This window comes from Halomonas sp. NPDC076908 (genome assembly GCF_050269715.1).
Taxonomy (GTDB): domain Bacteria; phylum Pseudomonadota; class Gammaproteobacteria; order Pseudomonadales; family Halomonadaceae; genus Vreelandella.
In genome coordinates this window covers 126707-149574 of record NZ_JBNNIW010000009.1, presented here as the reverse complement: position 1 = coordinate 149574, position 22868 = coordinate 126707, and the positions used below count along the sequence as shown (strand labels likewise).

The 22868-nt window shown below is 53.6% G+C and carries 18 protein-coding genes; 9 read left to right on the top strand and 9 right to left on the bottom strand.

Features of this window, described 5'->3' with window-relative positions; genetic code table 11:
• Positions 1–102: 102 nt before the first annotated feature.
• Positions 103–1056: an argininosuccinate synthase gene (argG, locus tag ACQKE4_RS07670; protein WP_427387653.1), complete on the bottom strand. Its 954-nt coding sequence runs from the start codon at positions 1054–1056 to the stop codon at positions 103–105.
• Positions 1057–1329: 273 nt separating this feature from the next.
• Here argG and argP point away from each other — a divergent pair, with 273 nt between their 5' ends.
• The 4 genes from argP (at position 1330) to ACQKE4_RS07650 (ending at position 4475) form a co-directional block, all read left to right on the top strand.
• Complete coding sequence (gene argP, locus ACQKE4_RS07665; RefSeq protein WP_427387652.1) at positions 1330–2217, top strand: HTH-type transcriptional regulator ArgP; 888 nt, start codon at positions 1330–1332, stop codon at positions 2215–2217.
• 65 nt (positions 2218–2282) lie between these two features.
• On the top strand, positions 2283–2483 hold the full coding sequence (locus ACQKE4_RS07660) for a hypothetical protein (protein WP_427387651.1): 201 nt from the start codon (positions 2283–2285) through the stop codon (positions 2481–2483).
• Positions 2484–2518: 35 nt separating this feature from the next.
• Positions 2519–3436 carry an alpha/beta hydrolase family protein gene (locus tag ACQKE4_RS07655; protein ID WP_427387650.1) on the top strand — a complete coding sequence of 306 codons (918 nt, stop codon included), beginning with the start codon at positions 2519–2521 and terminating at the stop codon, positions 3434–3436.
• Positions 3429–4475: a hypothetical protein gene (locus ACQKE4_RS07650; RefSeq protein WP_427387649.1), complete on the top strand. Its 1047-nt coding sequence runs from the start codon at positions 3429–3431 to the stop codon at positions 4473–4475. The genes ACQKE4_RS07655 and ACQKE4_RS07650 overlap by 8 nt, the downstream gene beginning before the upstream one ends.
• A 293-nt stretch (positions 4476–4768) precedes the next feature.
• Here the strand turns inward: ACQKE4_RS07650 and ACQKE4_RS07645 are convergent, their stop codons facing one another.
• From ACQKE4_RS07645 to ACQKE4_RS07620, 6 genes are all read right to left on the bottom strand, one after another.
• Positions 4769–4927: a hypothetical protein gene (locus tag ACQKE4_RS07645; RefSeq protein ID WP_427387648.1), complete on the bottom strand. Its 159-nt coding sequence runs from the start codon at positions 4925–4927 to the stop codon at positions 4769–4771.
• 54 nt (positions 4928–4981) lie between these two features.
• Complete coding sequence (locus ACQKE4_RS07640) at positions 4982–5545, bottom strand: hypothetical protein (protein ID WP_427387647.1); 564 nt, start codon at positions 5543–5545, stop codon at positions 4982–4984.
• 302 nt (positions 5546–5847) lie between these two features.
• Positions 5848–8199, bottom strand: coding sequence for an exodeoxyribonuclease V subunit alpha (gene recD / locus ACQKE4_RS07635; RefSeq protein ID WP_427387661.1), 2352 nt, complete (start codon positions 8197–8199; stop codon positions 5848–5850).
• 20 nt (positions 8200–8219) lie between these two features.
• Positions 8220–12125, bottom strand: coding sequence for an exodeoxyribonuclease V subunit beta (recB, locus tag ACQKE4_RS07630; protein ID WP_427387646.1), 3906 nt, complete (start codon positions 12123–12125; stop codon positions 8220–8222).
• Positions 12122–12649 (bottom strand): hypothetical protein, encoded by a 528-nt coding sequence (locus ACQKE4_RS07625; protein ID WP_427387644.1) that lies wholly within the window; start codon positions 12647–12649, stop codon positions 12122–12124. Before ACQKE4_RS07625 ends, recB begins: the two co-directional genes overlap by 4 nt.
• Complete coding sequence (locus ACQKE4_RS07620) at positions 12646–12954, bottom strand: nucleotidyltransferase domain-containing protein (RefSeq protein WP_427387642.1); 309 nt, start codon at positions 12952–12954, stop codon at positions 12646–12648. The genes ACQKE4_RS07625 and ACQKE4_RS07620 overlap by 4 nt, the downstream gene beginning before the upstream one ends.
• A gap of 120 nt (positions 12955–13074) precedes the next feature.
• Between ACQKE4_RS07620 and pncB the strand changes: the two genes are divergently transcribed.
• Both pncB and ACQKE4_RS07610 read left to right on the top strand, forming a co-directional pair.
• The gene (gene pncB / locus ACQKE4_RS07615) at positions 13075–14256 is read left to right on the top strand and encodes a nicotinate phosphoribosyltransferase (protein WP_427387641.1); all 1182 of its coding nucleotides are present in this window, start codon (positions 13075–13077) and stop codon (positions 14254–14256) included.
• Between the two features lie 80 nt (positions 14257–14336).
• Positions 14337–15914: an ATP-binding protein gene (locus ACQKE4_RS07610; protein WP_427387639.1), complete on the top strand. Its 1578-nt coding sequence runs from the start codon at positions 14337–14339 to the stop codon at positions 15912–15914.
• On the opposite strand, the gene recC is transcribed toward ACQKE4_RS07610, so the two are convergent.
• A complete protein-coding gene (gene recC / locus ACQKE4_RS07605; protein WP_427387638.1) occupies positions 15915–19541 on the bottom strand; it encodes an exodeoxyribonuclease V subunit gamma in 3627 nt (1208 codons plus the stop codon). It lies immediately after the preceding gene.
• A gap of 178 nt (positions 19542–19719) precedes the next feature.
• Between recC and ACQKE4_RS07600 the strand changes: the two genes are divergently transcribed.
• The 3 genes from ACQKE4_RS07600 to ilvD all read left to right on the top strand — a co-directional run bounded on the left by ACQKE4_RS07600 (position 19720) and on the right by ilvD (position 22445).
• Positions 19720–20151: a DUF2384 domain-containing protein gene (locus tag ACQKE4_RS07600; RefSeq protein ID WP_427387637.1), complete on the top strand. Its 432-nt coding sequence runs from the start codon at positions 19720–19722 to the stop codon at positions 20149–20151.
• Positions 20148–20666 (top strand): RES family NAD+ phosphorylase, encoded by a 519-nt coding sequence (locus ACQKE4_RS07595; RefSeq protein WP_427387636.1) that lies wholly within the window; start codon positions 20148–20150, stop codon positions 20664–20666. The genes ACQKE4_RS07600 and ACQKE4_RS07595 overlap by 4 nt, the downstream gene beginning before the upstream one ends.
• A gap of 102 nt (positions 20667–20768) precedes the next feature.
• Positions 20769–22445, top strand: coding sequence for a dihydroxy-acid dehydratase (ilvD, locus tag ACQKE4_RS07590; RefSeq protein WP_427387635.1), 1677 nt, complete (start codon positions 20769–20771; stop codon positions 22443–22445).
• A 52-nt stretch (positions 22446–22497) separates the two neighbouring features.
• On the opposite strand, the gene ACQKE4_RS07585 is transcribed toward ilvD, so the two are convergent.
• Entirely contained in the window at positions 22498–22854 is a 357-nt protein-coding gene (locus ACQKE4_RS07585) for a rhodanese-like domain-containing protein (RefSeq protein WP_427387634.1), read from the bottom strand.
• Positions 22855–22868 lie beyond the last annotated feature (14 nt).

Here is a 22868-nt window from a genome sequence, read left to right as displayed (position 1 = left end):
ATTGCCCGATGATGGACAGCCCGGCGTGGCTGGTGAGGGTGCGGCGACTGGCGCGGAACTTTATGTTGGGCATGGCACTGTCTGGGTGAATGGCGATAATGGCTATATTGCCATGCAGGTCAGTGGGTTAGAAGTGCTTCCGGGGGCCGGTCTCACGGATTCAGGGTATTGATAACAATTGCCTAAGATCTCAATGGCGGGGGATTCATACACACCTCTTGATTTAACGCCAATAATTCTGTTCTCAACTAAGTTCTTAGCTATCCCAACTCCATGTACACCACCTATATGGTTTAATTTAGAAAATAAATCAATTAAGCTTACTGAGTCGTTATTAAGTTTTTTTGGAATTCCATTTTCGAAAGTTAACTTGATGGTTAGTGCTTCATCTGAGCAATTTTTTGGCCAAAATCCTAATTCAGGTTCAACTTCATATACTGAGTTTTTTAAATCTTCAAGTAATCCACCTTCATGAGTAAGGCCTAATAGATTAGAGTCAGTTGAATAAGGTTTTTCACTGGAAGCTTTAATGGGTATTTTGTGTGTAATGCAGTAGTCAATCATTTCTTTTCTACCCTTGAAATTTTTTAGAAATTCTTCGTCTCTCCATGCAGCATAAAAATCTAAATTTGGGTTTAGCATGGAAGCTATTATTTGAAATCTGATTTGATCATTGCCTCTTCCTGTCGCTCCATGGCTAAATATATTTAAATTGTAATGTTTTAGATTTTTAACGATACCATTAACTATCACCTGCCTAGCGGCGCCTGTTAAATTCCAATACCCAAACTCATACTGAGCATTGCACTGGATTAGTTCCAAACCAATTTCAGCTATTTCTTTTTTTAAATCGATTGAAATAAAATCTAAGGCCCCTGACGCTAGCATCCTCTCTTTAATATCAGAAAAATTATCTTCATCAGGTTGGCCAAGATCGGCTGTAAAACAAATAACTTTTACTCCTTGTGAAGACAGCCAGTGGGTAATAGTGCAGCTATCCAGGCCACCAGATGCTGCAAATCCAATAGTTTTTCCTTTTAAATCAGATGCTTTCATGATACGTCTCCTGTTTGTTTGGCAGCTTTACTTTCGTATCTCATGGTTGGTTTGTAAATTATGTGAAGAATAAGTTGATGGAGTGAATTTTTTCTTAACTAAAACCTTGTGAGGATCGCTTTTTAGATTGTTAAATAGCCATGACATTTAAATAGGAGTCATAGAGTTATGTTTTTATGCAATTAATTGTTTTTATTGGATTTTATATTTATTTTGCACATTTTGAATTTGCTGATTATTCCTGATTGATATTTCTTTATTCCTGGAGGTTATATGTTTGACCCTAAAAAAAAGATGGCGTTAATTGAAGTTGTCGCATCAGGTTCGTTCGAACGAGCTGCTCGTAAGCTGAACATTACAACTTCTGCTGTTTCTCAGAGAGTGAGGGCATTAGAGGTTGAAATGGGGATGTCACTCTTAATAAGAGACAGGCCCTGTAGGCCTACTGAGGAAGGAAAAAAATTAATCCGTCATCTTAAAAATATAGAGTATCTAAATAATGAATTCATGAATGAATTTATTGATGTTAAAAAAAACAAATTAAGATTTTCTATAGCTGTTAATAATGACTCATTATCTAATTGGTTAATGCCTGTTCTAGCTGAATATCTTCAATCGGGAGAGGTGATGTTAGATGTTTATATTGACGATCAAGATTATACCCATCTAGCATTAGAGTCTGGGCTAACGATAATGGCAGTTACTTCTAAGGAAAAAACATTCAATTCCTGTAAATCGGTTTGCTTAGGTAAGTTGAGATATAAGCTAGCTTGCTCTAGTACCTTTTATAAAAAATGGTTTAAAAATGGCGTTAATTTTACCTCGTTGAAAAATTCGCCACTACTTGTTTTTTGTGAAAAAGATAGATTGCAAGAAGATTTTTTGAAAAATAATTTTGGGCTGATGCAAGATATTTGTTCTTGTCATTATATTCCTTCATCTGAAGCATATTATGAAGCAGTTTTATTTGGTATAGGTTATGGCATGATGCCACTACCCAAATATGAAGAAAAAATCATATCGGCTGATTTAATTGATTTGATGCCAACAGAAAAAACAGATATCTCATTGTATTTACATTATTGGGAAACTCAGTTGCCTAAATTGGTAAAGTTTCGTGAACAAATTATTGCTCAAGCTAGGAAGGTTTTGGTTGAATAAAATTAATTATTGATTTTATAGCTGCTAAAAAGCTAAAACATATGTTCTGAGCTAGAAAACTGCCCGTGGTCAACAGACAGGGTAATATTTTCCAGCGAGTGGCTATCGAAAACGCCACTGGCATTGCGGGCTCTCTTTTGCGACTATGCCATGCGCCTGAGAGTACCGAGTCGTTACGCCAGCTGATCGCTGAATATACAGACGAAGGCGCGACTAATGCGTGGCCGATCTTCCCCATGGCGGGGCGTGACGAGCACGGTGCTTAGGGGATCGTTTAGGGGGTTAGGGAGGCGAGAGGGGGATGGACGAAACGATAAACTTCGAGACCGTGCGCTTTCTGGCCGCAGATGGGTACATGTTGTCGGGAAGCTATTTTCCTACTTCTGACCCTGCTGGTGGGATGCCTGTGCTTATATGTCCTGCCACCGGTGTTCGACAATCATTTTATTACGCATTCTCACGCTGGTTAAGTCAGGAAGGCTATAGCGTCTTGGTTTTCGACTATAGAGGTGTCGGTTCGTCACTCGCTGAATCACATGTGAAGAAATCCAAGGCTCGGAAACAGGATTGGGGCGAGTTGGACATGCCAGCCGCCTTAGAGTGGCTCTTGAAAAAGACAGATGCCAGCCAGGCTATTTTGATTGGTCACAGTGCTGGCGCCCAGTTGGTGGGATTGATGCCCAACTATGAGTCGATAAGCCATTTGGTTGCCGTTTCTGCATCTTCTGGATACATCGGGAATATAAAGTATCCCACGAGATTGGCGGCGATGTTTTTCACCTTTGTTTATATTCCATTGGCAGCTAGGTGGCTTGGCTATGTGCCTGCCAAATGGATTGGGTGGGGAGAGGATCTACCACCCATGGTTGCGCTGCAGTGGGCGCGATGGTGTCGTACCCCAGGCTATCTTGAAAGTGATTTTGGTGTGGGTGTGGAGCATGATTATTACAAAAAACTAACTTGCTCAATCACATTGTTTTCTGCTGATGACGACCCTCTTGCTACCAAAGATAATATAAGTGATTGGCTGAGACTAATGCCTTTTGCTAACAAGGAAATCGTGCCATTGAATCCACTCGAATTAGGCTGTGACTCTATAGGGCATATGAATATGTTTAGGACATCGCGCGGTAAGGTATGGCCGTTGATCCTTAGCGCGCTTAAAAAAGAAGGGGAAGTAAAATCCAATAGTGACTCGAGAGGTGAAGAAGATGGATAGTCAAGGTGATCTTAGAAAGCGATTCAAAGAAGTGAGGAAGGAGGCAAGTTCTACTCGCTCATCTCTGTATCATTTAACTAATAAATGTAACTTAAGATGCAAAGGATGTTGGTTCTTTGAGAAAGAGTTTGATAAAAGTAGTGATGAACTTAATGACCTACTTACACTAGAGGCTCGCATTCAAGATGAAGCAGAAAGGGGAGTCAATGCTCCTTTGCTAATCGGAGGAGAGCCAGCTTTATTTTTGGACAGAATTTCGCTGTTCCGAAAATATATGCCTAAGGTTTCAATCTCAACAAACGGTTTGAAAAAAGTCCCATACGAAGGTTTTGAGGATGTCACTATAGCCATCTCTGTTTTTGGTGGTGGCCCCCTTGATGATGAGTTGAGAGCCATAGGCCCAACAGGTAAGAAATTCACAGGACTGCTTGATAAAGTTATGGAAAACTACAAGCACGACGACCGGGCTGGCTTTGTCTATGCTGTAACATACGATGGTATGCCATACATTGAAGAAACGGTAAAGAAGATAGAGGGAAACGGTAATAGATTGCTTTTTAATTATTATAGTGATTATGGTACAGATGATTGTTTTAAGCCCGAGTATGAGCAGCGCCTGCTAGATCTGTTGTTGGAGTTGAAGGAAAAATACCCTGAAACTATTGCAAGCCACCCATACTATATTGAAGCATTAATTCTTGGAAGAACGAGTTGGGGAGAGTTTGGTTATTATGGATGCCCTAGCGTTAGTGAAGATTATTCTGGGAATGCACAACGTTTGGAGGAGGGAGGCCCTGCTTTGCCAAAGTTTAACGCTTATGCGGCAGATATGAAGACGGTCATGCAATGTTGCACCTCAGGCGACTGCGATAAATGTCGTGATAGCCAAGCTGTAAGTTCATGGTTGTTGGTTAACGCAAAGAAGATAATGCAGGAGCCTGATGGCCTGAGAATTTGGACAGAAATTGCTGAATCCTATTTTAGCCAATTTGTTTGGTCAAGTTATCATCCTCGCAATAAGAACTATGTGCAGCATTAGCCAGTGTATCCAAAAATGGCATTTTCCCAGTACATTTCCCACATAGAATCATGATAGTGAAGTCATGTTACCTGCCGTTTGCCAGGGCTCCTTATTCATAGTTTTGTGGAGCCCTTCTTTTGTGGTGTGTAGTGCAAGAGAAAGTTGCTTCGGTGGGCTGACCAGTTCCGGTGTCGAGGGTCGGCACGTAGGCCGATATAAGCGCTACCTGAACGGTTGGAAGACGGTGGTATATCTCACCGAGCACTCGCATCGCCACGCCATGGGCGTAGTCGCGATACAGCATGCGCCGCCTAGTGGCGGCAATTTTTTTGAGAAACCTTCGCCTGCTTGGCGGAAAGGTTGTACTCCACGTCTGGGAAGGCATCCTCCTCGGGTAGCTCGATGTCGATAGCTATGATGCTGGCCTCATCGCCGAGATCGAAGCTCACGTTCATCCAATCGATGGGCAACTTAGTACCTGTTAGGCCCCCACGTCTACAATGGCTGTGGGGGCCAGAGAATATTTAGTCAAAGCCCAGTTTTAAGCGGGGATGTGAATACGATCGTGAGGGCAGCAAAAATTTTTTAATTTTTTTCGTTATAACATCATGGTCAACGAGGGCGCGTCCTTGCCAAAACCACATCCAACGGAATGCCTCGTCCATGTCATGAATGATATAAAGAGGCTCTCTCATGGACTCACGAACAAACTCAATCACCCAGGCAGGGTTCATTTGAGAGGGGATTCTTAACTCGTAGCCTTCGTTGTCCCACGCAACCCAATGGCTATAATAGCTATATTGGAAAGAATCATGCATCGTCACAAAATAGTAGCTTCTATGTGGATCGGCTGGCCTTGATTCACAGAGTTCTCTACCCTTGTTCTGCCAATTACGAAGTTCTTCTTTGAATTTAAGGAGGAGTGCATCGTAGTTCTCATAGCCATACTTACGCGAAACCAGATTAAGGTAAAATTTATGATTTCGGTCTTTATGGTTAGTTTTGCATAGATGCTTGGCTTCTCTTTTGACAAGCTTAAGCTGCTGTGAAGCAGGGAGTTCTTGACGTGAAATGTATTTGCTAGGCATAGTTATTCCTTACACAATCGTCCGCCGCAGCCCGCTTACGACGCAAGTATAAGGTCAACTATGTCAATTTTTGGAGCTACAGTGTTTGCACTTTGGTCAGCGGGCGACTCAGGCACCTGTTTACGTGCCTTAGCTTCACTTTAGCCATGTTGCCGATAATGTCAACCATGGATGTGGGCCTAACCTAGTGCTGCGCGCGGATAAATTATTTGCGGTGATTCTAATTGATTGGTGAGCAAAGCATTATCTAAAATTATGTTTCTGATCCAAACTGACATTACCATTGATTATGTCAATTTTGATTACAATTTCCCCATCCCACTAACCCTCATAACCTCCCTAGTCACCGCATCATTCAAAATCCCGCGTTTGGCTTCGATAAGCGTGAGCCATTCGCGGGCGCGGGTGATGCCGGTGTACACCAGCTCGCGGGTCAGGATGGGGTTTAGCGTGGGCGGTAGCAGTAGGGCGGTGTGCAAAAACTCCGAGCCTTGGGATTTGTGTACCGTCATCGCGAACACGGTTTCTACCGCGTGCAGGCGGGAAGGCAGCACCCAGTGAATGGGGTTTTCCGGGTCGCTGGTCGGAAAGGCGACACGGAGTAATGATTTACTCGGAGTGCGCGGATCGGGCACTGCCATTGTGATGCCGATATCGCCGTTCATCAGTTTCAGGCCGTAGTCGTTTTGGGTGACTAGCACCGGGCGGCCTTCGAACCAGCCTTTCTCTAACGTGTGGTCGTTGCCGAACAGCAGCTTTTCGCGGCGTAATGTTTTGGCGATGCGCAGGTTTAAACCTTCTACTCCCCACGGGCCTTTGCGTAGTGCGCACAGTAGCTGAAAGCGGCTGTAGGCGTTGAGTACTTGCTTCGCCCAGGCATCATAAGCGTCGCCGTTTTCTTCAAATGCTAGCGATGTATCAGGCCGTTCACTCGCCAGGGTATTCAGGTAGTGCTGGTAGCCAGTGGGTGGTGCAATCGGTTCGCCTTTGAAATTGGTACGGCCTTCACCTGCGTTGGGAAAACGCTCCGGGCTGCCGGTGATCACCAGGCGCTCCAGGGCGCTGTCTTCGTTTTGTGCGTCTGGCTTCAACACCAAGTGGTGCAGGTCGGCGTAGCCGTTATTTAGTATGCCATGCACGGCTTGGTGTTTATCCCGTTCCCGCAACGCCTCACTTAGCGGCTGGTTAATCGCCTGGGCTAGCTGGCCGATGCCGCTTGTTTCAGTAAAGCGGTGGCTTACCCGCAGCATGGTAATGGCTTGATCCAGCGGCTGGCCGTCCGGGTCGATTAATGCCTCTGGCAGCGGGTGGTCGGTGAGTTCGGCTAGCCACTGCGCCGTGGTGGGTGTGTAGTGGGCGGCGTCTGCGCGGCGGCATAGGTCGCCCAGCACGGCGCCTGCTTCCACGGATGCCAGCTGGTCTTTATCCCCCAGCAGCACGAGCTTGGCGCTGGCGGGCAGGGCGCTGAGCAGCGCTGTCATCATTTCGATATCCACCATCGAGGCTTCATCCACCACCAGCACATCCAGCGCCAGCGGGTTGGCGGCGTTATGGCGGAAGTGGCGGGTGTCTGCTCTGGCACCTAATAAGCGGTGAAGTGTGGTGACTTCGGTTGGAATGGCGGCTTGTAGCTGCTCTGGCGCCTTAGCTTCGCGAGCTGAAGCTCCCTCCCACAAAGTGGCTAAATCATTTATGGGGAGCTTTGCGACTTGCCCGGCGATGGATTCGTTTAGCCGTGCGGCGGCTTTGCCGGTGGGGGCGGCTAGGCGAATGCGCAGCGGGTGGGCGTTGGGTTCTGCCAGTTGCAGGGTTTGCAGTAGGGCCAGCAGGCGCACCACGGTGGTGGTTTTGCCGGTGCCGGGGCCGCCGGTGATGATCGCGAAAGGGCTGCGGGCGGCTAGGGCGCAGGCGGTTTTTTGCCAGTCTATGCTGTTGCTGGCGGGGAATAGGGTATCTAGGGCATCTTTGAGTATTTGGGGGTGACTATCGTCACCCTTCGCCCGCTGAAGCGGCCTCCCACAAGTATTATCAGGCCCAGCAGAATGGTCTTCACTTTGCCTCCCATAGGTTTTATCAAGTTCTGTGGTAGCTAACCGGGCGGCGATTTCCTGGTGTAGGGTTTGCTCGAACTGCCAGTAGCGGCGCAGGTAGAGTTTGCTGGTGTTGCCGCTGTGGCTCACTACCAAAGGCGTATTGCCGGGGCCGTCACTGATCAACGTGGGGTAGTTGAGCGCGGCCTGCCACTCGGGCAGCGTTAGCGTAGCCAGCACATGGCTGGGCAGCGGCGGCGGGTCGTTGAGGTCGTCGCCTTCTGGGGGCAGCGAAAGCGCAAAATCTGGGGCTTCCAGCGTCGCAGCTATATCCAGGCACACATGGCCTCGGCCAAGTTGGTGGCTGGCCAGCGCCGCGCCTAGCAACAGCAGCGGCGGGGCGTTTTGGGTTTCGCGGTCGAGAAAGCGCACCAGGGCTAAATCCAGATCCCGCAGCCAGCCACGGGAAACCCAGCGCTCACACAGTAGGAATAGCGCGGCGGTGTCGCTTAGCGCCGGGTGCGGCTGGGTAGCACTGGCGGCTGATTCTGTCGGTGGTGTTACCGATGCGGTTGAATCCGGTGCAGCAGTCGGCGCGTCATCGGCGAACAGATCAAGGTTCATAGATTGTGTGTCTCTATTGCTCATACCACCGCCTCTAGGCCTGTTTCTGATACTGCATCTGCTGCGGTGCCTGCAAAGAGTGCATCCAGCGCTTCGATCAGCGCGACTGGCGCGGGCACGGCGTGTACGCCGCGGGCGGTGGTGCGGCTGCCGCGTAGAAATACCGTCATCGAGCCGCCCAAATGCTGGTGCGGGTCGTAGTCGGGCAGACGCGCTTTCAGCAGGCGATGAAGTGCGAGCAGGTAAAGCGCGGCTTGCAGGTCGTAGCGTTTTTCGAGCATGGCATCGCGTAGGGCGTCAGCGGTGTAGGCGCTGTCGTCGCTGCCCAGGTAGTTGGATTTCCAGTCGAGCACATAGAAGCGGCCTTCATGCTCAAAGGCAAGGTCGATAAAGCCTTTGAGCATGCCGTTGAGGGTGTCGGCATCCAATACGGGGCGTGATACCCCCGGCAGTAAGTGGTCACTGACCAGCTCATCCAGCTTGCGCGTTTGTACCTGATGCGCGGCAAACCAGAACTCCAGTTCTACCTGATAACTTTCGAGTTCACATAGCGCCACTTGGCTGCCTGCGCTGGGCTCTGTCAGGGACGGGGACGGGGCCAGTGACAGAGAGTGAGGCAGGGGAAGCGGCGTGGCGAGCAGTTCTTCCAGCCAGCCCGCCAGGGTATCGTGCCATGCCTGCCAGCCGCGCAGTTGAATGCGCCGTCGCAGCATGTCTTCCCGGGCGGCGGGGGCTTCTAGCGCTTTGTTGAAGCCCAGTTGGCCCGCCCACTCCAGCAATCCATGCAGGAAGGTGCCGGGGCCTGGGCCTCGCGGAAACCGGTGCAGGTGAAACGCTTCGGTGTTGATGGCGTTGTCGTGGGGTTCATCCAGCACTTCCAGGGTGGTGGCTTCCTGGGGCGTGGTGGGTTCCGGCGCGGGCGTTGGCTGCGCCGCGCCTGGCATCGTTTCAGAGACGGCCCCAGAGGTGCGCAGCGCCGAGTAACTGGCGATCCACCACTGTTCCCGGGCGGGGCGCAGAGGGGTGCGGGCGAGGCCCAGGGCCAGCTGTTCCGGCGCGGGGGTAAAGCGCAGCGCGGTGGGTTCCGGGGCGGCGCTTAAATCGATATCGCTGCCTTTCACTAGTTCGCCGAGCGCGTGGGTAAACGCGCTGGGGGCGATGGCCTTGCCGCCGTTGATCAAGTGGCCGATGGCGCTGTTCTCGCTGCCTTTTAGCGGCGCCAGCCCTAGCCAAGTGGCGTGGCGGGCGCGGGTGAGTGCGACGTAGAGCTTGCGCAGGTCTTCACCCAGGCGTTCGCGGTCGGCGGTGGTAAGCGTGGCTTCATCGGCGCTCAGGCTGAGTTGTAGCGTACCGTCGCTATCGTGCCAGCGCAGCGGCAGGTCGCTGTCGCTGACCGGGCGGTGGTTGGCGATAAACGGCAGGAACACCAGCGGGTACTCAAGCCCTTTGGATTTGTGAATGGTCACCACTTTGACCAGATCGGCGTCGCTCTCAAGGCGCAGTTTGTGGCTGTCGCCGTGGCTGTCTGGGTCGGCAATTGCCTCGGCGAGAAAGCGAATCAGCGCGTGTTCGCCATCCAGCTCCTGGCTGGCGTGCTGGAGCATTTCGCCCAGGTGGAGCAGGTCGGTTAGCAACCGCTCACCCTCGGCGAACTCACCCAGCAGCCGTGCGGCGATATCAAAATCGACCATCAACCGGCGCACCAGCGGCAGTACGCCTTGGCGCTGCCACAGGCGGTGGTACTCGCTGAACTGCTCAACCCGCGCTTCCCAAGCCAGCTCGCTCTGGTTGAGGTGGTCTAGCTCTTCAAGGCTCAACCCGAGCACTTGAGTCGCGAGAGCGGCGCGCAGTTTGGCTTCCGCCTGGCGGGAGTTGGCCTGTGGCTCGGCGCAGGCGCGCAGCCAAATGGCCAGCTGCGGGGCAATGGGGGAACTGAACACCTTATCGTGATCGGAAAGGTAGACGCTTTTGATACCTCTGCTTGCCAGCGCCAAGCGAATCGCCCGCGCTTCCTGTAGGCCATTGACCAGCACGGCCATGTCCGAGGGGGCCAGCGGAGTGAGTGATTGCTCTCCGTTATCGTCGCTGTTATCAGTGGCTTTCGCACAGCCCTTCGCACAGCCCTTTGCAAAGCCCGCCTGTTGTTGGCGGCCTGATTCCAAAAGCATGGCCATATGCGAGGCGCAGCGCTCGGCCATCTCCGTTTGGTAGGCGGTTTTGGAGAGCGGCTCGTCGCTTTCCAGTGGCCATAGGGTCATCGCTGCTAGCGGTTTGCCGTTGAGTACCAGCGTTTCCTTGGTGCCTTTGGCGTTGACGGGGTTGAACGGCAGCGGGTTGTCGCCGCCATCAGCGCGGAACAGGAAGGCGCCGGCATCGTGCTGGTCGGCGTAGCTGAAACAGTGGTTGACCGCCGCCACCATGGCGCGGCTGGAACGGAAGTTGGTGCCCAGCGTAACGTGGCGGCCATCGGTGTCTTGGCGGGCCTGCAGGTAGGTGAAGATATCCGCGCCGCGAAAGGCGTAGATCGCCTGCTTGGGGTCGCCAATCAGCAGGATGGCGCTGTCGCGGCGGGGCGTGGCGACGTCATACACGGCGTTGAAGATGCGGTACTGGATCGGGTCGGTATCCTGGAACTCGTCGATCAGTGCCACGGGGAACTGGCGCTGGATCTGCGCGGCCAGGGCCTCTTTGTTGGGGCCTTTGAGGGCGCGATCCAGGTGGGTGAGCAGGTCGTTGGGGCCCATCTCGGCGCGGCGTTCCTGTTCGCGCTCCAGGCGGGCGCGGCACCACTGTACGGCGTGAATCAACAGGTCGTTGCGCGGCTCGGGCAGGGCATCCAGTGCTTGCGGGAGCTGGGCCAGCGCTTCCCAGGCTTGCGGGCAGGGCGGGGCTCCGTCTTTCCAGATATCCGCCATGCCGTCGGGCGTCATGCGTTTCCAGGCGGCGTCGGTGAGCGCGGGGCGGTCGGCCTCCGTTTCGCACCACTCGCGTAGTGCGCCTAGCCAGTTGGCGCGGCTTTTAGCGTTGAAGCTTTGGCCTTTGAAGGCTTTGCGCGTGGCGGCCTCTTCCAGGGCGGGCACCAGTTCGTCCAGCCAGGCGGGCCAGGGTGCCTTGAGTTCGCTGAGCTTTGCGGCGCGTTCAGCCTGGGTGGCGGCCAGGGTTTCGCTGGGTTCAGGCTTTTCGTCGCCCAGCGCTTCGCTTTCGGGCAGTAGCCGTTGCAGCGGGGCGTGGAGGTCGTCCGGTGATTTCCAGTAGCGGGTGACAATGCCGAGGGCGTCGCTGTCCAGCGGGTAGTAGAAGCTGCGCCAGTAGTCGCGCACCACTTCCTGTTCCAGTTCGCGCTGGTCGTTTTCCAGGTTGAGGGAGAACAGGCTGCCGCTGTCGAAGGCGTGTTCGCGCAGCATGCGGTAGCACCAGCTGTGGATGGTGGAAACCGCAGCTTCGTCCATCCATTCAGCGGCCAGCGCCAGGCGCCGCGAACAGGCGGGCCAGGTGGCGGGGTCGTATTGGTCGCGGAGTTGGAGGAGCAGCGGATCGTCCACAGGCTCGGAAGCAGGCCACTCCGAGGGCGCTGTGAACCCATCCTTGGGCGCTACTTTTTCCATCCCTGGAAAAAGACCCTCTCCGTGACCTGCTTCCTTCGCGTCTGGCGCTTTACGAAACACTTCCGCCGCTTCTACCAGCCGGTTGCGAATCCGTTCGCGTAGCTCTTGGGTGGCGGCGTTGGTGAAGGTGACAACGAGGATTTCCGGCGGTGTGAGCGGGCGGATAAACGCGGTGTCGTCGTCAACGCGGTGACCGCCGAGTACCAAACGCACGTAAAGCAGGGCGATGGTGAAGGTTTTGCCGGTGCCAGCGCTTGCCTCTATCAGTCGGCTGCCGTGGAGCGGTAGGCTCAATGGATTGAGTGGTGCGGGCTGGCTCATAAGAAAATGCTGTCAAACTCAGCGGAAAAATCTGAGCTGGCAGGGTAGATGCTGAGTTGCCCAGAGCTCCAGGACACAAGACGTTGAGACGTCACTAAGAGTATATCGGCGAGTTCGTTCAGCAGGTTGAAGTGTTCTGCTATGTGGGCGTAATCAGTTGAGTAGTCATGCGCTGCTATGTTGCGAATGGCGCGGCAGCGTTGCCAATCACTTGTCGCATTAATCACGCCTTGCTTTTCGAACAGCGCAAGTACCTTAAGAAAGCTATCTGTGGATTCACCTGCAAGCAGGGCGCTGTGCCGCATGGCCGATGCGATGGAGTCTTGCAGCTTGGCAAAGCGTTCATTGATGGCGGCAAGTGTTTCAAAATAATCGACGTCTTTTTTGTGTGCGGCCAGCCATTCACCGTCAATTGGCCAGGTAATTTTGTTGCGTGACTGCTGTAGAAACCAAGCGCAGCGTTGGATCGCCTCCAGCAGTTGCGCAAGATAGCGTTGCTGCTCGCTGAGAACATCGTGACTCATGCTGCTTCCTCACTATCAATTGAGCGTGACTGTGCCAAGGCGATTGCTTGGAAGGGCGTGGGTTCAGCCGTTGAGTCATAGGCCACTATATCCACAGGCAGTTGGAGGCGCTCTTCAAGTGCCATTTTGAGTTCGGCACGGGTAAGAAGAGGTATTGCTGTCTGGGAGATCAATAGGAGATCCAAATCGCCGCCTCGCTTGGTATCATCAAGACGTGAGCCAAACACATGAACGTTGACATCGGTGCCCATGAATTCGTGCACGCCTGAAAGAATGGCGTGGCGCTGTGCTTGAGTAAGACGCATGAAGACAGCTCCTAGACTGTATGAGAGCCCTGCCACCTGATAATCTTATCGCCGAGCCACTCTTGGTGCATTTTAGTTTACGCTACCGGCGGCTTCGGTTCACTCTAACGATGGGATCTCATGCTGACATCGCTGCTGGATAATGACTTCTATAAAATCACGATGCAGAACGCCGTGATTAAACGCTTTCCCTATGCTCATGCGCGCTACGCCTTTATCAATCGTGGCGAGCATGCTTTTCCTGATGGGTTCGGCGCGGAACTGCGCCGCGAAGTCGATAAGATGGCGACGCTTCGCTTGAGCGATGAGGAAAAACGCTATCTCGAAATCACGTGCCCTTACTTAGACCCCACCTATCTCGACTTCCTCGCTGGGTTCCATTACGACCCCGCCGAGGTCATCGTTGAGCAGCAGGGTAGCGATCTTTCGGTAATTATCGAAGGGCCCTGGTATCGCACTATTCTTTGGGAAGTGCCGCTGATGGCGTTGATCAGCGAGCTTTGGTATCGGCTGCGTGGGGTGACAATCACACCAGAAACTGACGCGATGATCGAGCAGCGCGCTCAAGAGAAGATTGAGCTCTACCGCCGTTTGGGGCTGAAAATTGCAGAGTTTGGTACTCGGCGGCGTTTTTCTTCTGATGTTCACGATCGGGTGGTGGGTGCGCTTAGTAACTATGGTGGCGAGGCCTTCAGCGGAACCAGCAATGTGCTAATGGCTATGCGCCACGATGTTAAACCGATCGGCACCCACGCCCATGAGTGGTTTATGTTCCACGGTGCCCGCTTCGGCTTCAAAATGGCCAATAGCCTGGCCCTGGAGCATTGGGTGGATGTCTACCGAGGTGACCTGGGTATCGCCTTAACGGATACCTTTACCTCGCGGGCTTTTTACGACAGCTTCGATAAGAAGTTCGCCAAGCTGTTCGATGGCGTGCGCCATGATAGCGGTGACCCTATCGAGTTTGCTTCCCAGACGATCGCCCACTACGAGCGTCTGGGCATTAATCCATTGAGCAAGACGATTATCTTTTCCGATGCGCTTACGCCCGAGAAGGTCGAGCGGATTCACGCTTTCTGTCAGGATCGCATTGGAATGGCATTTGGCATCGGCACCAACTTTACCAACGATGTGGGTGCCGAGCCGATGAACATGGTGATCAAGATGGTCGAGGCGCGCCCGGAAGGGCAGGGCTGGCTGCCGGTGATCAAACTTTCCGATGTGGCCGAAAAGAACACCGGCGACCCGGAAATGATTGCGCTGGCGAAGCGGATTTTATCGCTTAACGGGACGAATGATTAGAACTCGCTGATCTGGCTCTTCCCAAACTGTCAGCATGCTAAACTGCTGTTCGTATCGCTGTTTTTGCTCTGGAGGCCGCCGTGCAGGATGCCCATCGCCGTAAGCTACCCATTGGGATTCAGACGTTTTCGGATATCCGCGAGGGTAACTATTACTACGTTGATAAAACCCCGCATATCGAGCGCTTGGTTAACCAGAACAAATACTACTTCCTTTCGCGGCCGCGCCGCTTCGGCAAAAGCCTGTTGCTGGATACTCTGCGCTGCCTGTTTGAAGGCCGCCAAGCGCTGTTTGAAGGGCTTTCTATCCACGATAAATGGGACTGGCAACAACGCTACCCGGTGATTCGCATTAGCTTTGCCGATGGCGTGATACAGAGCCGTGAAGCGCTGGACGAGCGTATCCGTGAGCAGCTAAGAGTTCAGCGTGAGCAGCTCGGCATTACCCAGCGCCATAAAACGGATATACCCGGTGAATTTTCCGCTCTCATCCGCACCGCCCATCAGCAATACGGCCAACGGGTGGTTGTGCTCATTGACGAGTACGACAAGCCGATTCTGGATAACATCCTGGAGCCGGAGCGCGCCCGGGAACTACGCGAAGGTTTGAAGAACCTTTACAGCGTGCTTAAAGACGCCGACCCACACTTGCACTTCGTGTTGCTAACCGGCGTTTCCAAGTTCAGTAAGGTCAGCCTATTTTCGGGACTGAATAACCTCAACGATATCACTCTGGATGCTCCCTTCAGCACGATTTGTGGCTATACCGACGAAGATATTGATACTGTATTCGCCCCAGAGCTGCCAGGGCTGGATCGAGAAGCAATTCGCCAGTGGTATAACGGCTACCGCTGGGGTGGCCGTGAGGTAGTGTCTGTCTACAATCCCTTCGATGTGCTGCTGCTGTTTCAGAAACGTGAGTTCGCCCCGTACTGGTTTGAGTCCGCGACGCCAACATTTTTGGTCGATATTCTCAAGCAACGCGGGGTATTTACCCCCTCATTGGATCACTGGGAAACCGAGTATGAGTTGCTCAGCCAGTTTGATGTTGATCAGATCAGTACTGAAGGCCTGCTGTTTCAAACTGGCTACCTGACCATTCAACAGGTAGAAGAGCCTCTGCTGGGTTACCGCCAGTACACCCTGGGCTTCCCAAACCGCGAGGTCGAGACTAGCCTCAACCACGCGCTACTGCCTTCACTCGGGGTCGAGAACGCTCCGAGTGAGCGGCGAACGCTGTTTCGTCATTTAAGCCAGCACGACCTTGCCGGGTTAGAACTACACCTCAAAGCGCTTTATGCCGGGCTTCCCCATGACTGGTACTGCAACAATCCCATTGCCCGCTACGAAGGGCATTATGCCAGTGTCTTCTATAGTCACTTTGCAGCCTTAGGGCTGGACGTGACGGTGGAAGATGCCAGCCACCACGGTAAAGTGGATATGAACGTGGATTTCGGCGGCCACATCTACTTGTTTGAGTTCAAGGTGGTGGAGCAATTACCAGAAGGCGCCGCGCTGGCGCAGATCAAACAGAAAAGCTACGCCGATAAACAACGCGCTTCTGGAAAACCTATCCATTTAATTGGCGTAGAGTTTTCCAGTGTTCAGCGGCAGATTGTGGCCTTTGAGGTGGAAACACTAGAACCTAGTGCCGCTTAGTCATCCCTTTACCGATCTATGAAGCGGCGCGTAAAGCGCCTCGGTCAGCGTGGCAAAGCTGTGGCCCAAGGCGCGCTCGCTAAACAGTCGATCAAAGCTCGGCCATTGGTGAGAAAAATAGGCGCTTTGGGCGACTTCGCCGGTCTGGAAGCGGCTACCTTCGTAGGCGCTCTCTGCGGCGGCGTAGGCATCGCTCTCAGGTTCTGATTCGGGAGTGCCCAGCTTGGCTAGCCAAGCGAAAGCCGCCTGCGGGGCAAGCGGAAGCGGGGTTTGCATGCCATCACACCATGCGCTGAGCAGTGTTTCTAGCTGGTAGCGTGCATTCTCGGCTGCTAAAGGCTCAAGCCGCACATGGCCTGCTTTCGAAAGTAGCTGGGTGGTCATTGGGCGTTCTGCATTGCCCGCGAGGTGCGCCACCCAGGGGCGCAGTAGATGCGTCCAGCGGTACTGACCACGGCCGCGGCCTTGGCTGATTAGGCTGCTGCTGAGTAGCAGCAAGCGGCAGCGGTTACCCGCGTCATCCTGGCGTAGTTCTCCCAGCCAATCTTCCAGCGTTACTCGCCCTTCAGCTCTTTCAACAACATGCACCGCCTGTGGCACTGCGACTGCCTGGGGCCACTCTTGCAGCGCCTCTTCATAGGCGCCAAACAGTGCTTCCATTGGCTCGGCTAGCGCTTCGCGCATACGCTCGCCAAAGGCGCCCACCGCCAGTACACCCTGGCCTTTGAAGCGCTCCAGTTCTGCATGCAGCGCTTCCATTCTTGGCTGGCCATTATCCACGGCGTGGCGCTGGGCGGCGATTAATTGATCCTGCAACTGCCAGTTCTGTAGCCCATCTAACGTGAAGGGCTCAACATCCAGCTGGGTGAGTTCTTCATGCTCGAAGTAAACGCCCAGGCGGGTATTGAAAAATGCCTTGGCTGGTTCGCGTAAAAAGCTGCCCAGTTGGCCAATCGTTAATGCGCTTTGCTGCTCTGTGTCTGCCTCAAGCTTAGGTGATTTTGAACCTGAGGTGATTGCGCCTTGTGGGGCATGCAGGGTGTGCCACTCGTGGGTGTAGGTGAATAGCCGCGCCTGGGCGGGGGAGTCGCTGGCTTGAGGAGTGAAGTAGCGGCGGCTAAACGGTTGCAGCGGGTGCTCGGTGGTCAGGGCCTCCAAAAGCGGCTCGCCGTTTTGCGTGTTCCAACCTGCCGCGATGTGATCACGCAGTTGGCCGACCAACACCGAGGGTGGCATGGGGCTGTTGTCGATCTGGCTGCGGCCGACCCAACTGATATAGAGCTGCTGTCGAGCGGAGAGCAGCGCTTCCAGAAACAGGTAACGGTCATCTTCCCGACGCGAGCGGTCGCCAGGGCGGTAGTCGCTGCCCATCAAATCGAAATCCAACGGTGGCTGGGAACGCGGATACTCGCCGTCGTTCATGCCCAATAAACACACCCGCTTGAATGGAATTGCCCGCATTGGCATTAGCGTGGCGAAATTAACCGCCCCGGCTAGAAAACGCTGGGAGAGGCTATGCTCATCAATTTGCCCCAGCCAGTGCTCGCGCACCATGGAGAGCGGCAGGGGATCAAAAAGCTCCGCTTCTTCAGTACTGTCCAGCAGTTGCTGGAGTGCGGTTTCCAGCTTGGTGAGCATGACGCTCTCTTGGGCGTCATCAGTCAGAAAATAAGTCTCTAATAGCTCGCGCAGCCGGGCCACCCAGGAAGCGGTATCGGTGGGCTGGCAGAAGGTTTTCCAGGTGTTTTCCAACTTCTCTAACAGGTTCGCTAGAGGGCCAGCTAGTGATGCTTCTAGCCCGCCAATATCGTCAAATGGCTCGATGCCTTGCCACGCTTCGGCACTGCCAACGGTGTAGCCCAACAGCAGGCGACGCAGACCAAACGCCCAGGTGTTCTGGGTTAGTCCTTCGGGAAGATCGAGCCGTGTGCGTTGTTCGGCGTTAAGCCCCCAACGGATGCCCGCGCCCTCAATCCAACGGCTTAGGATGGGCAGGTTATGCTCTTCAATGCCAAAGCGCGCGCGCAGTGCCGGGACTTCTAAGAGGTCTAACAGGTCGCTCACCGAGAGGCGCAGTTCCGGCAGGCGCAACAGCTTTTCCAGCGCAATCATCAACGGCAGGCGGTGGCGACTGGCTTGATCGGAAAGAGTGTAGGGAATGTAGCGCGGGTCGTCGGGCCGAGCACTGTTGTTACTAAAAATGTGGCTACCGAAAGCGGAGCGGTACTGGCCGAACACGGCTTCTATGTGCGGCGCGTAGCGGTCAATATCTGGCACCATGACGATGATATCCCGTGGGCGCAAATCCGGGTCGGCGCTGAACGCGGCAAGCAACTGGTCGTGAAGAATCTCCACTTCCCGTTGGGGCCCATGGGCGATATGAAACACGATGGAGTCATCGCTGGCCGGGTTTAGCGCGGGCCAGTGGGTCTGGGTTTCTGCTACTGGGCGCAGCTCGCGGATATCGTCCTGCAACTGGCTGAGCAAACAGCTGTGCTCGACGCTGCTAAACGGCTCGAACATATCAATACGCAGCGCCTGCTGTTCAAACAGGGTTTGGTAGTTGCCCGAATCGTCGTGTTCGTCTAACAAGCGCAGGTAGTCGCGGCCCTGCTTGCCCCAGGCAGCTAGCAGCGGCTGAGCGTGGAGGTGCAAGGCGTCGTCTGCATCCCCCGTGCCGAGAACATCCAGGGCGTCGGGCATACCCGCTTTGCGTTGCTGACGGTAACGGTTGGCACGGAGCAGGTCTTTATGCTCAATAATATCCGCCCAGTAGAACTGGCAGGGGTTGTGCACGCAGAGCACGATCTGGCAGCAGCGTGACAGCGCCGCCAAGGCTTCCAAGGTTTGTTGTGGCAGTGATGAAATACCGAAAATAATTAGCCGCCGGGGTAGGCCGGGAGGGCAGTCTTGGCCTTCAAGCTGCTCGGCGGCGTTTAGGAAGCGGCTATGTACCTGGGCGCGGCTGCTGTTAAGACCCGCTTCACCCTGGATATTGGCTACATCATCGCGGAGGGCGCGCCATAGCTCGGGTTGCCAGAGTTGATGTGCTTCCAACGGGCGGGCTTCGCCACGGGCGGTGATCAATACATCGTTGCCTTTCGCCCATGCGCCCAGCCAGTCAGCGCGATACACTTGGTATTGGTCAAACAGATCCGCCAGCCGTTCGGCCAGTTGGTAGTGTTTACGTTGGTCACGATCCACTTCCAAAAAGCGCGCCAGCGGTGCGAAAGCTTCCTGCTCGGCAAGGCTGGGCAGCAGGCGTAGTAAGCGCCATATCAAGCGTGATTTATCAAACGGCGAGGTTTCGGGAACTGCCTCTGTGGCTGCCGTCGTATGGGTCAACACATTGCGGTAAGCCTGCCACAAAAAGCGCGCGGGGAGGGTAACGTTCAGCGCCGCTGCTATGCCCGCACCGCCTTGAGCTGGGTCTTCCGCCAGCGCCAGCTTTAGCCACTGCCCGATACCGTTGCTCTGCACCAGAATGGTTTCATTCTCAAGCGGTGCCAGCGGGTGCTGTCGCATCCACGCAACTGCCAAACCGCGTAAATCTTCCAGGCGATTGGCGTGCACAACCATAAAACCCGGCGTTAACGGCGTTTTTGAGAGCAGCGAGTTTGACGACATGCACGATGTTCCTTAATGGATGATTCTTTTACGGCAGGGGCTAGGCGGCTAAGTGTATGGTGCCATAAGTTTAGTTCTGAAGCTTGAAACCCTAGCGTCTTGTTTCAGAGCTGCTATGATGAAAATATGATGCATTTGAGTTGTATATTAGCTGTATAAGCGTAGCAGGAGGTTGCCAATGGCAATGGGAACTGTAAAGGAATCACTTAATGAGCCTGTCGGGTATCGGGTACCTGATTCGTTCGAGCGGTTTTTGGCCGACTTAAAGGGCGTTGCTCGAGAAGAACGCCACCCATTGATTAACCCGAAGTTATTTGCTAGTGCATTGAGTATCGATATCCAAACATTGGCCAGCCAAGCGCATGTTCATCGTACGACGATCTCGCGTGCTCAGGGAGCGGAAAAACTTCAACGTTATTTGCGTGATGCTCTTCGTGTGCTCGGTGCAGCGGCGGATATTAATGGAGACTTTCATGACGCTCTGTTTTGGTTTCGCAATGAACCGCTTAGTGCGTTTGACTATAAAACACCCGAGCAGCTAGTCAGTGAAGGGCGCGCAGATGATCTTCTGCGCTATGTTCAGGCGCTGCAAGCAGGTGTGGTGGGATGATATTGCTGCCAGAGCTGAAAACTCAGGCATACCGTGTACATGTTCCGCGCTGGGCATTTTCGCCTACCAGTGGGGCTGGTGCTAGAGAGCATGGTGGGCGGTTGAACCGTGTTGGTGTAGATGCATTATACCTGTCGCTTGAGGAGCAAACAGCGTTAGCGGAGTACAAGCAGCTTTCTGCATTGATGCCACCTGGGCTGATTGTTAGCTGTTCGGTTAGCGTGACTCATATTGTCGATTTTCGAGCAGGCTATCACTCGAAATGGGATAGCCTTTGGCAAGAGCTTAATTGTGACTGGCGTAAGTATTGGTTTAATCAGCGTATTGAGCCGCCTAGCTGGCTATTAGGCGATATGGCGCTGGAGCAAGGTGCTAAGGGAATACTGTTTCCTTCATTGGCACATGCTTCAGGTACTAATCTTGTTCTCTATACCGAAACGCTAACAGAAAAAGATATCCTAGAGGTCTATGATCCCAAAGGCGATTTGCCGCGTGATGCACGCTCTTGGGAATAATTACTCTTAATAAACTTACTTATGCGACCTCTTCCCTTGCGCGAACGCCGTGGCATCGCCAAGCTATGCGGATACCGTGAACAACGCTAAGAGAGATTTCTAATGTCCGATTCAACGCAGAACTCCCGTCGCCATTCTGCCAAAGTGGTTGATGGTCCAGGTAAAGCCGCTAGCCGCGCTATGCTACGCGCCGTGGGCTTTAACGATGCCGATTTTAAAAAGCCCCAAGTAGGCATTGCCTCTACCTGGAGCATGGTGACGCCCTGCAATAGCCATATTAATGAGCTGGCCGAGTTTGCTCGGGATGGCGCCGATGCGGGCGGTGGTAAAGGTGTGATTTTCAATACCATCACCATTTCTGATGGTATTGCCAACGGCACCGAAGGCATGAAGTATTCGCTGGTGTCGCGGGAAGTGATCGCTGATTCCATTGAAACGGTGGCAGGCTGCGAAGGCTTTGACGGCCTAGTGGCCATTGGTGGCTGCGATAAGAATATGCCGGGCTGCCTGATGGGCTTGGCGCGCTTGAATCGCCCCAGCGTGTTTGTTTACGGCGGCACCATTATGCCTGGGAAAGGACATACCGATATTGTCTCGGTCTTTGAAGCCATGGGCGCCCACTCCCGCGGTGATATCGACCTGATCGAGCTTAAAAATATCGAAGAAACCGCCATTCCTGGCCCCGGTTCCTGTGGCGGTATGTACACCGCTAACACTATGGCCTCTGCGATTGAGGCATTGGGCATGAGTCTGCCGGGCAGCTCCGCGCAAAATGCTATCTCTCAGGAGAAGCGCGATGACTGTAAAGCGGCGGGCGAAGCAGTGCTGGCGCTGCTAGCCGAGGATATTAAGCCCTCCGATATCATGACCCGCGAGGCATTTGAGAACGCGATTACTGTGGTAATTGCTTTGGGCGGCTCGACCAACGCAGTGCTTCACTTAATTGCTATGGCGCGCACCATTGACGTTGAGTTAACCCTTAACGATTTTACCGAGATCGGCAAACGCGTACCGGTACTTGCCGATTTGCGCCCCAGCGGCCACTACATGATGAGCGAGCTGGTAGCGATTGGCGGTATTCAGCCAATGATGAAAATATTGCTGGATGCTGGCCTACTGCACGGCGACTGCCTGACGGTGACAGGCAAAACATTGGCAGAAAATTTGGCGGATGTGGCCCCTTACCCCGCTGAGCCGCCAATCATCGCGTCGCTGGGTAACCCGATTAAATCAGAGAGCCATCTGCGCATGCTTTACGGCAATCTGGCACCGGAAGGCGCCGTGGCCAAAATTACCGGCAAAGAGGGTACGCGCTTTACAGGTTCTGCGCGGGTGTTTGGCTCTGAAGAAGAAGCTCAAGCGCGGATCAATGATGGAACCGTGATCGCTGGTGATGTAGTCGTTATTCGCTATGAAGGCCCGAAAGGTGGCCCCGGTATGCGCGAAATGCTCACGCCGACATCTGCCATTATGGGCCGTGGCCTAGGTAATGATGTGGCACTGATTACCGATGGGCGCTTCTCTGGCGGCAGCCACGGTTTTGTCGTTGGGCATGTGACGCCTGAAGCGTTCGACGGTGGTCCGCTGGCGCTGGTGGAGGATGGCGACGCCATTACCATTGATGCAGAAGCCGACACCATTGAAGTCGATATTAGCGATGAAGAGATGATGCGCCGCCGCGCTGCCTGGCAGCAGCCAGAGCCGCGCTATCGTAAAGGCGTGCTGGCGAAGTATGCCAAATTGGTCAGCTCTGCGAGTACCGGCGCGGTGACTGATTAAACGTTATCTGATCTGACCTGACTGAATAGCGGCGATTTAAATACCTGGCGGCTTATGGCGTTTCTTCCTCTTTAAACGCCTTCAAGCCGCCTTCAATATTCACCACTTGGGTATAGCCCAATTGTTGCAGCGTTTCCGCTGCTAATGCACCTCGATTACCGCCTGCGCAGTGGCACACAATCGGCGTCTCTTTATCAGGGATCGCTTCTTGGATACGCATTTCCAAAGTGCCTCGGCTGATATTGAGTGCATTCTCAATATGTCCTTGCTCAAACTCCTCTTTATCACGCACATCCAAAACAACGTGACCCTGGGCAATGCGCTGTTTGGCGTCGCTCGGTGACACTTGGGTAGTGCGCTGCTTGGCAGCTTCAGCAAGGCGCAGAAACTCTTCTGAATGCTTAGCCATAAGGTGGCTCCTGA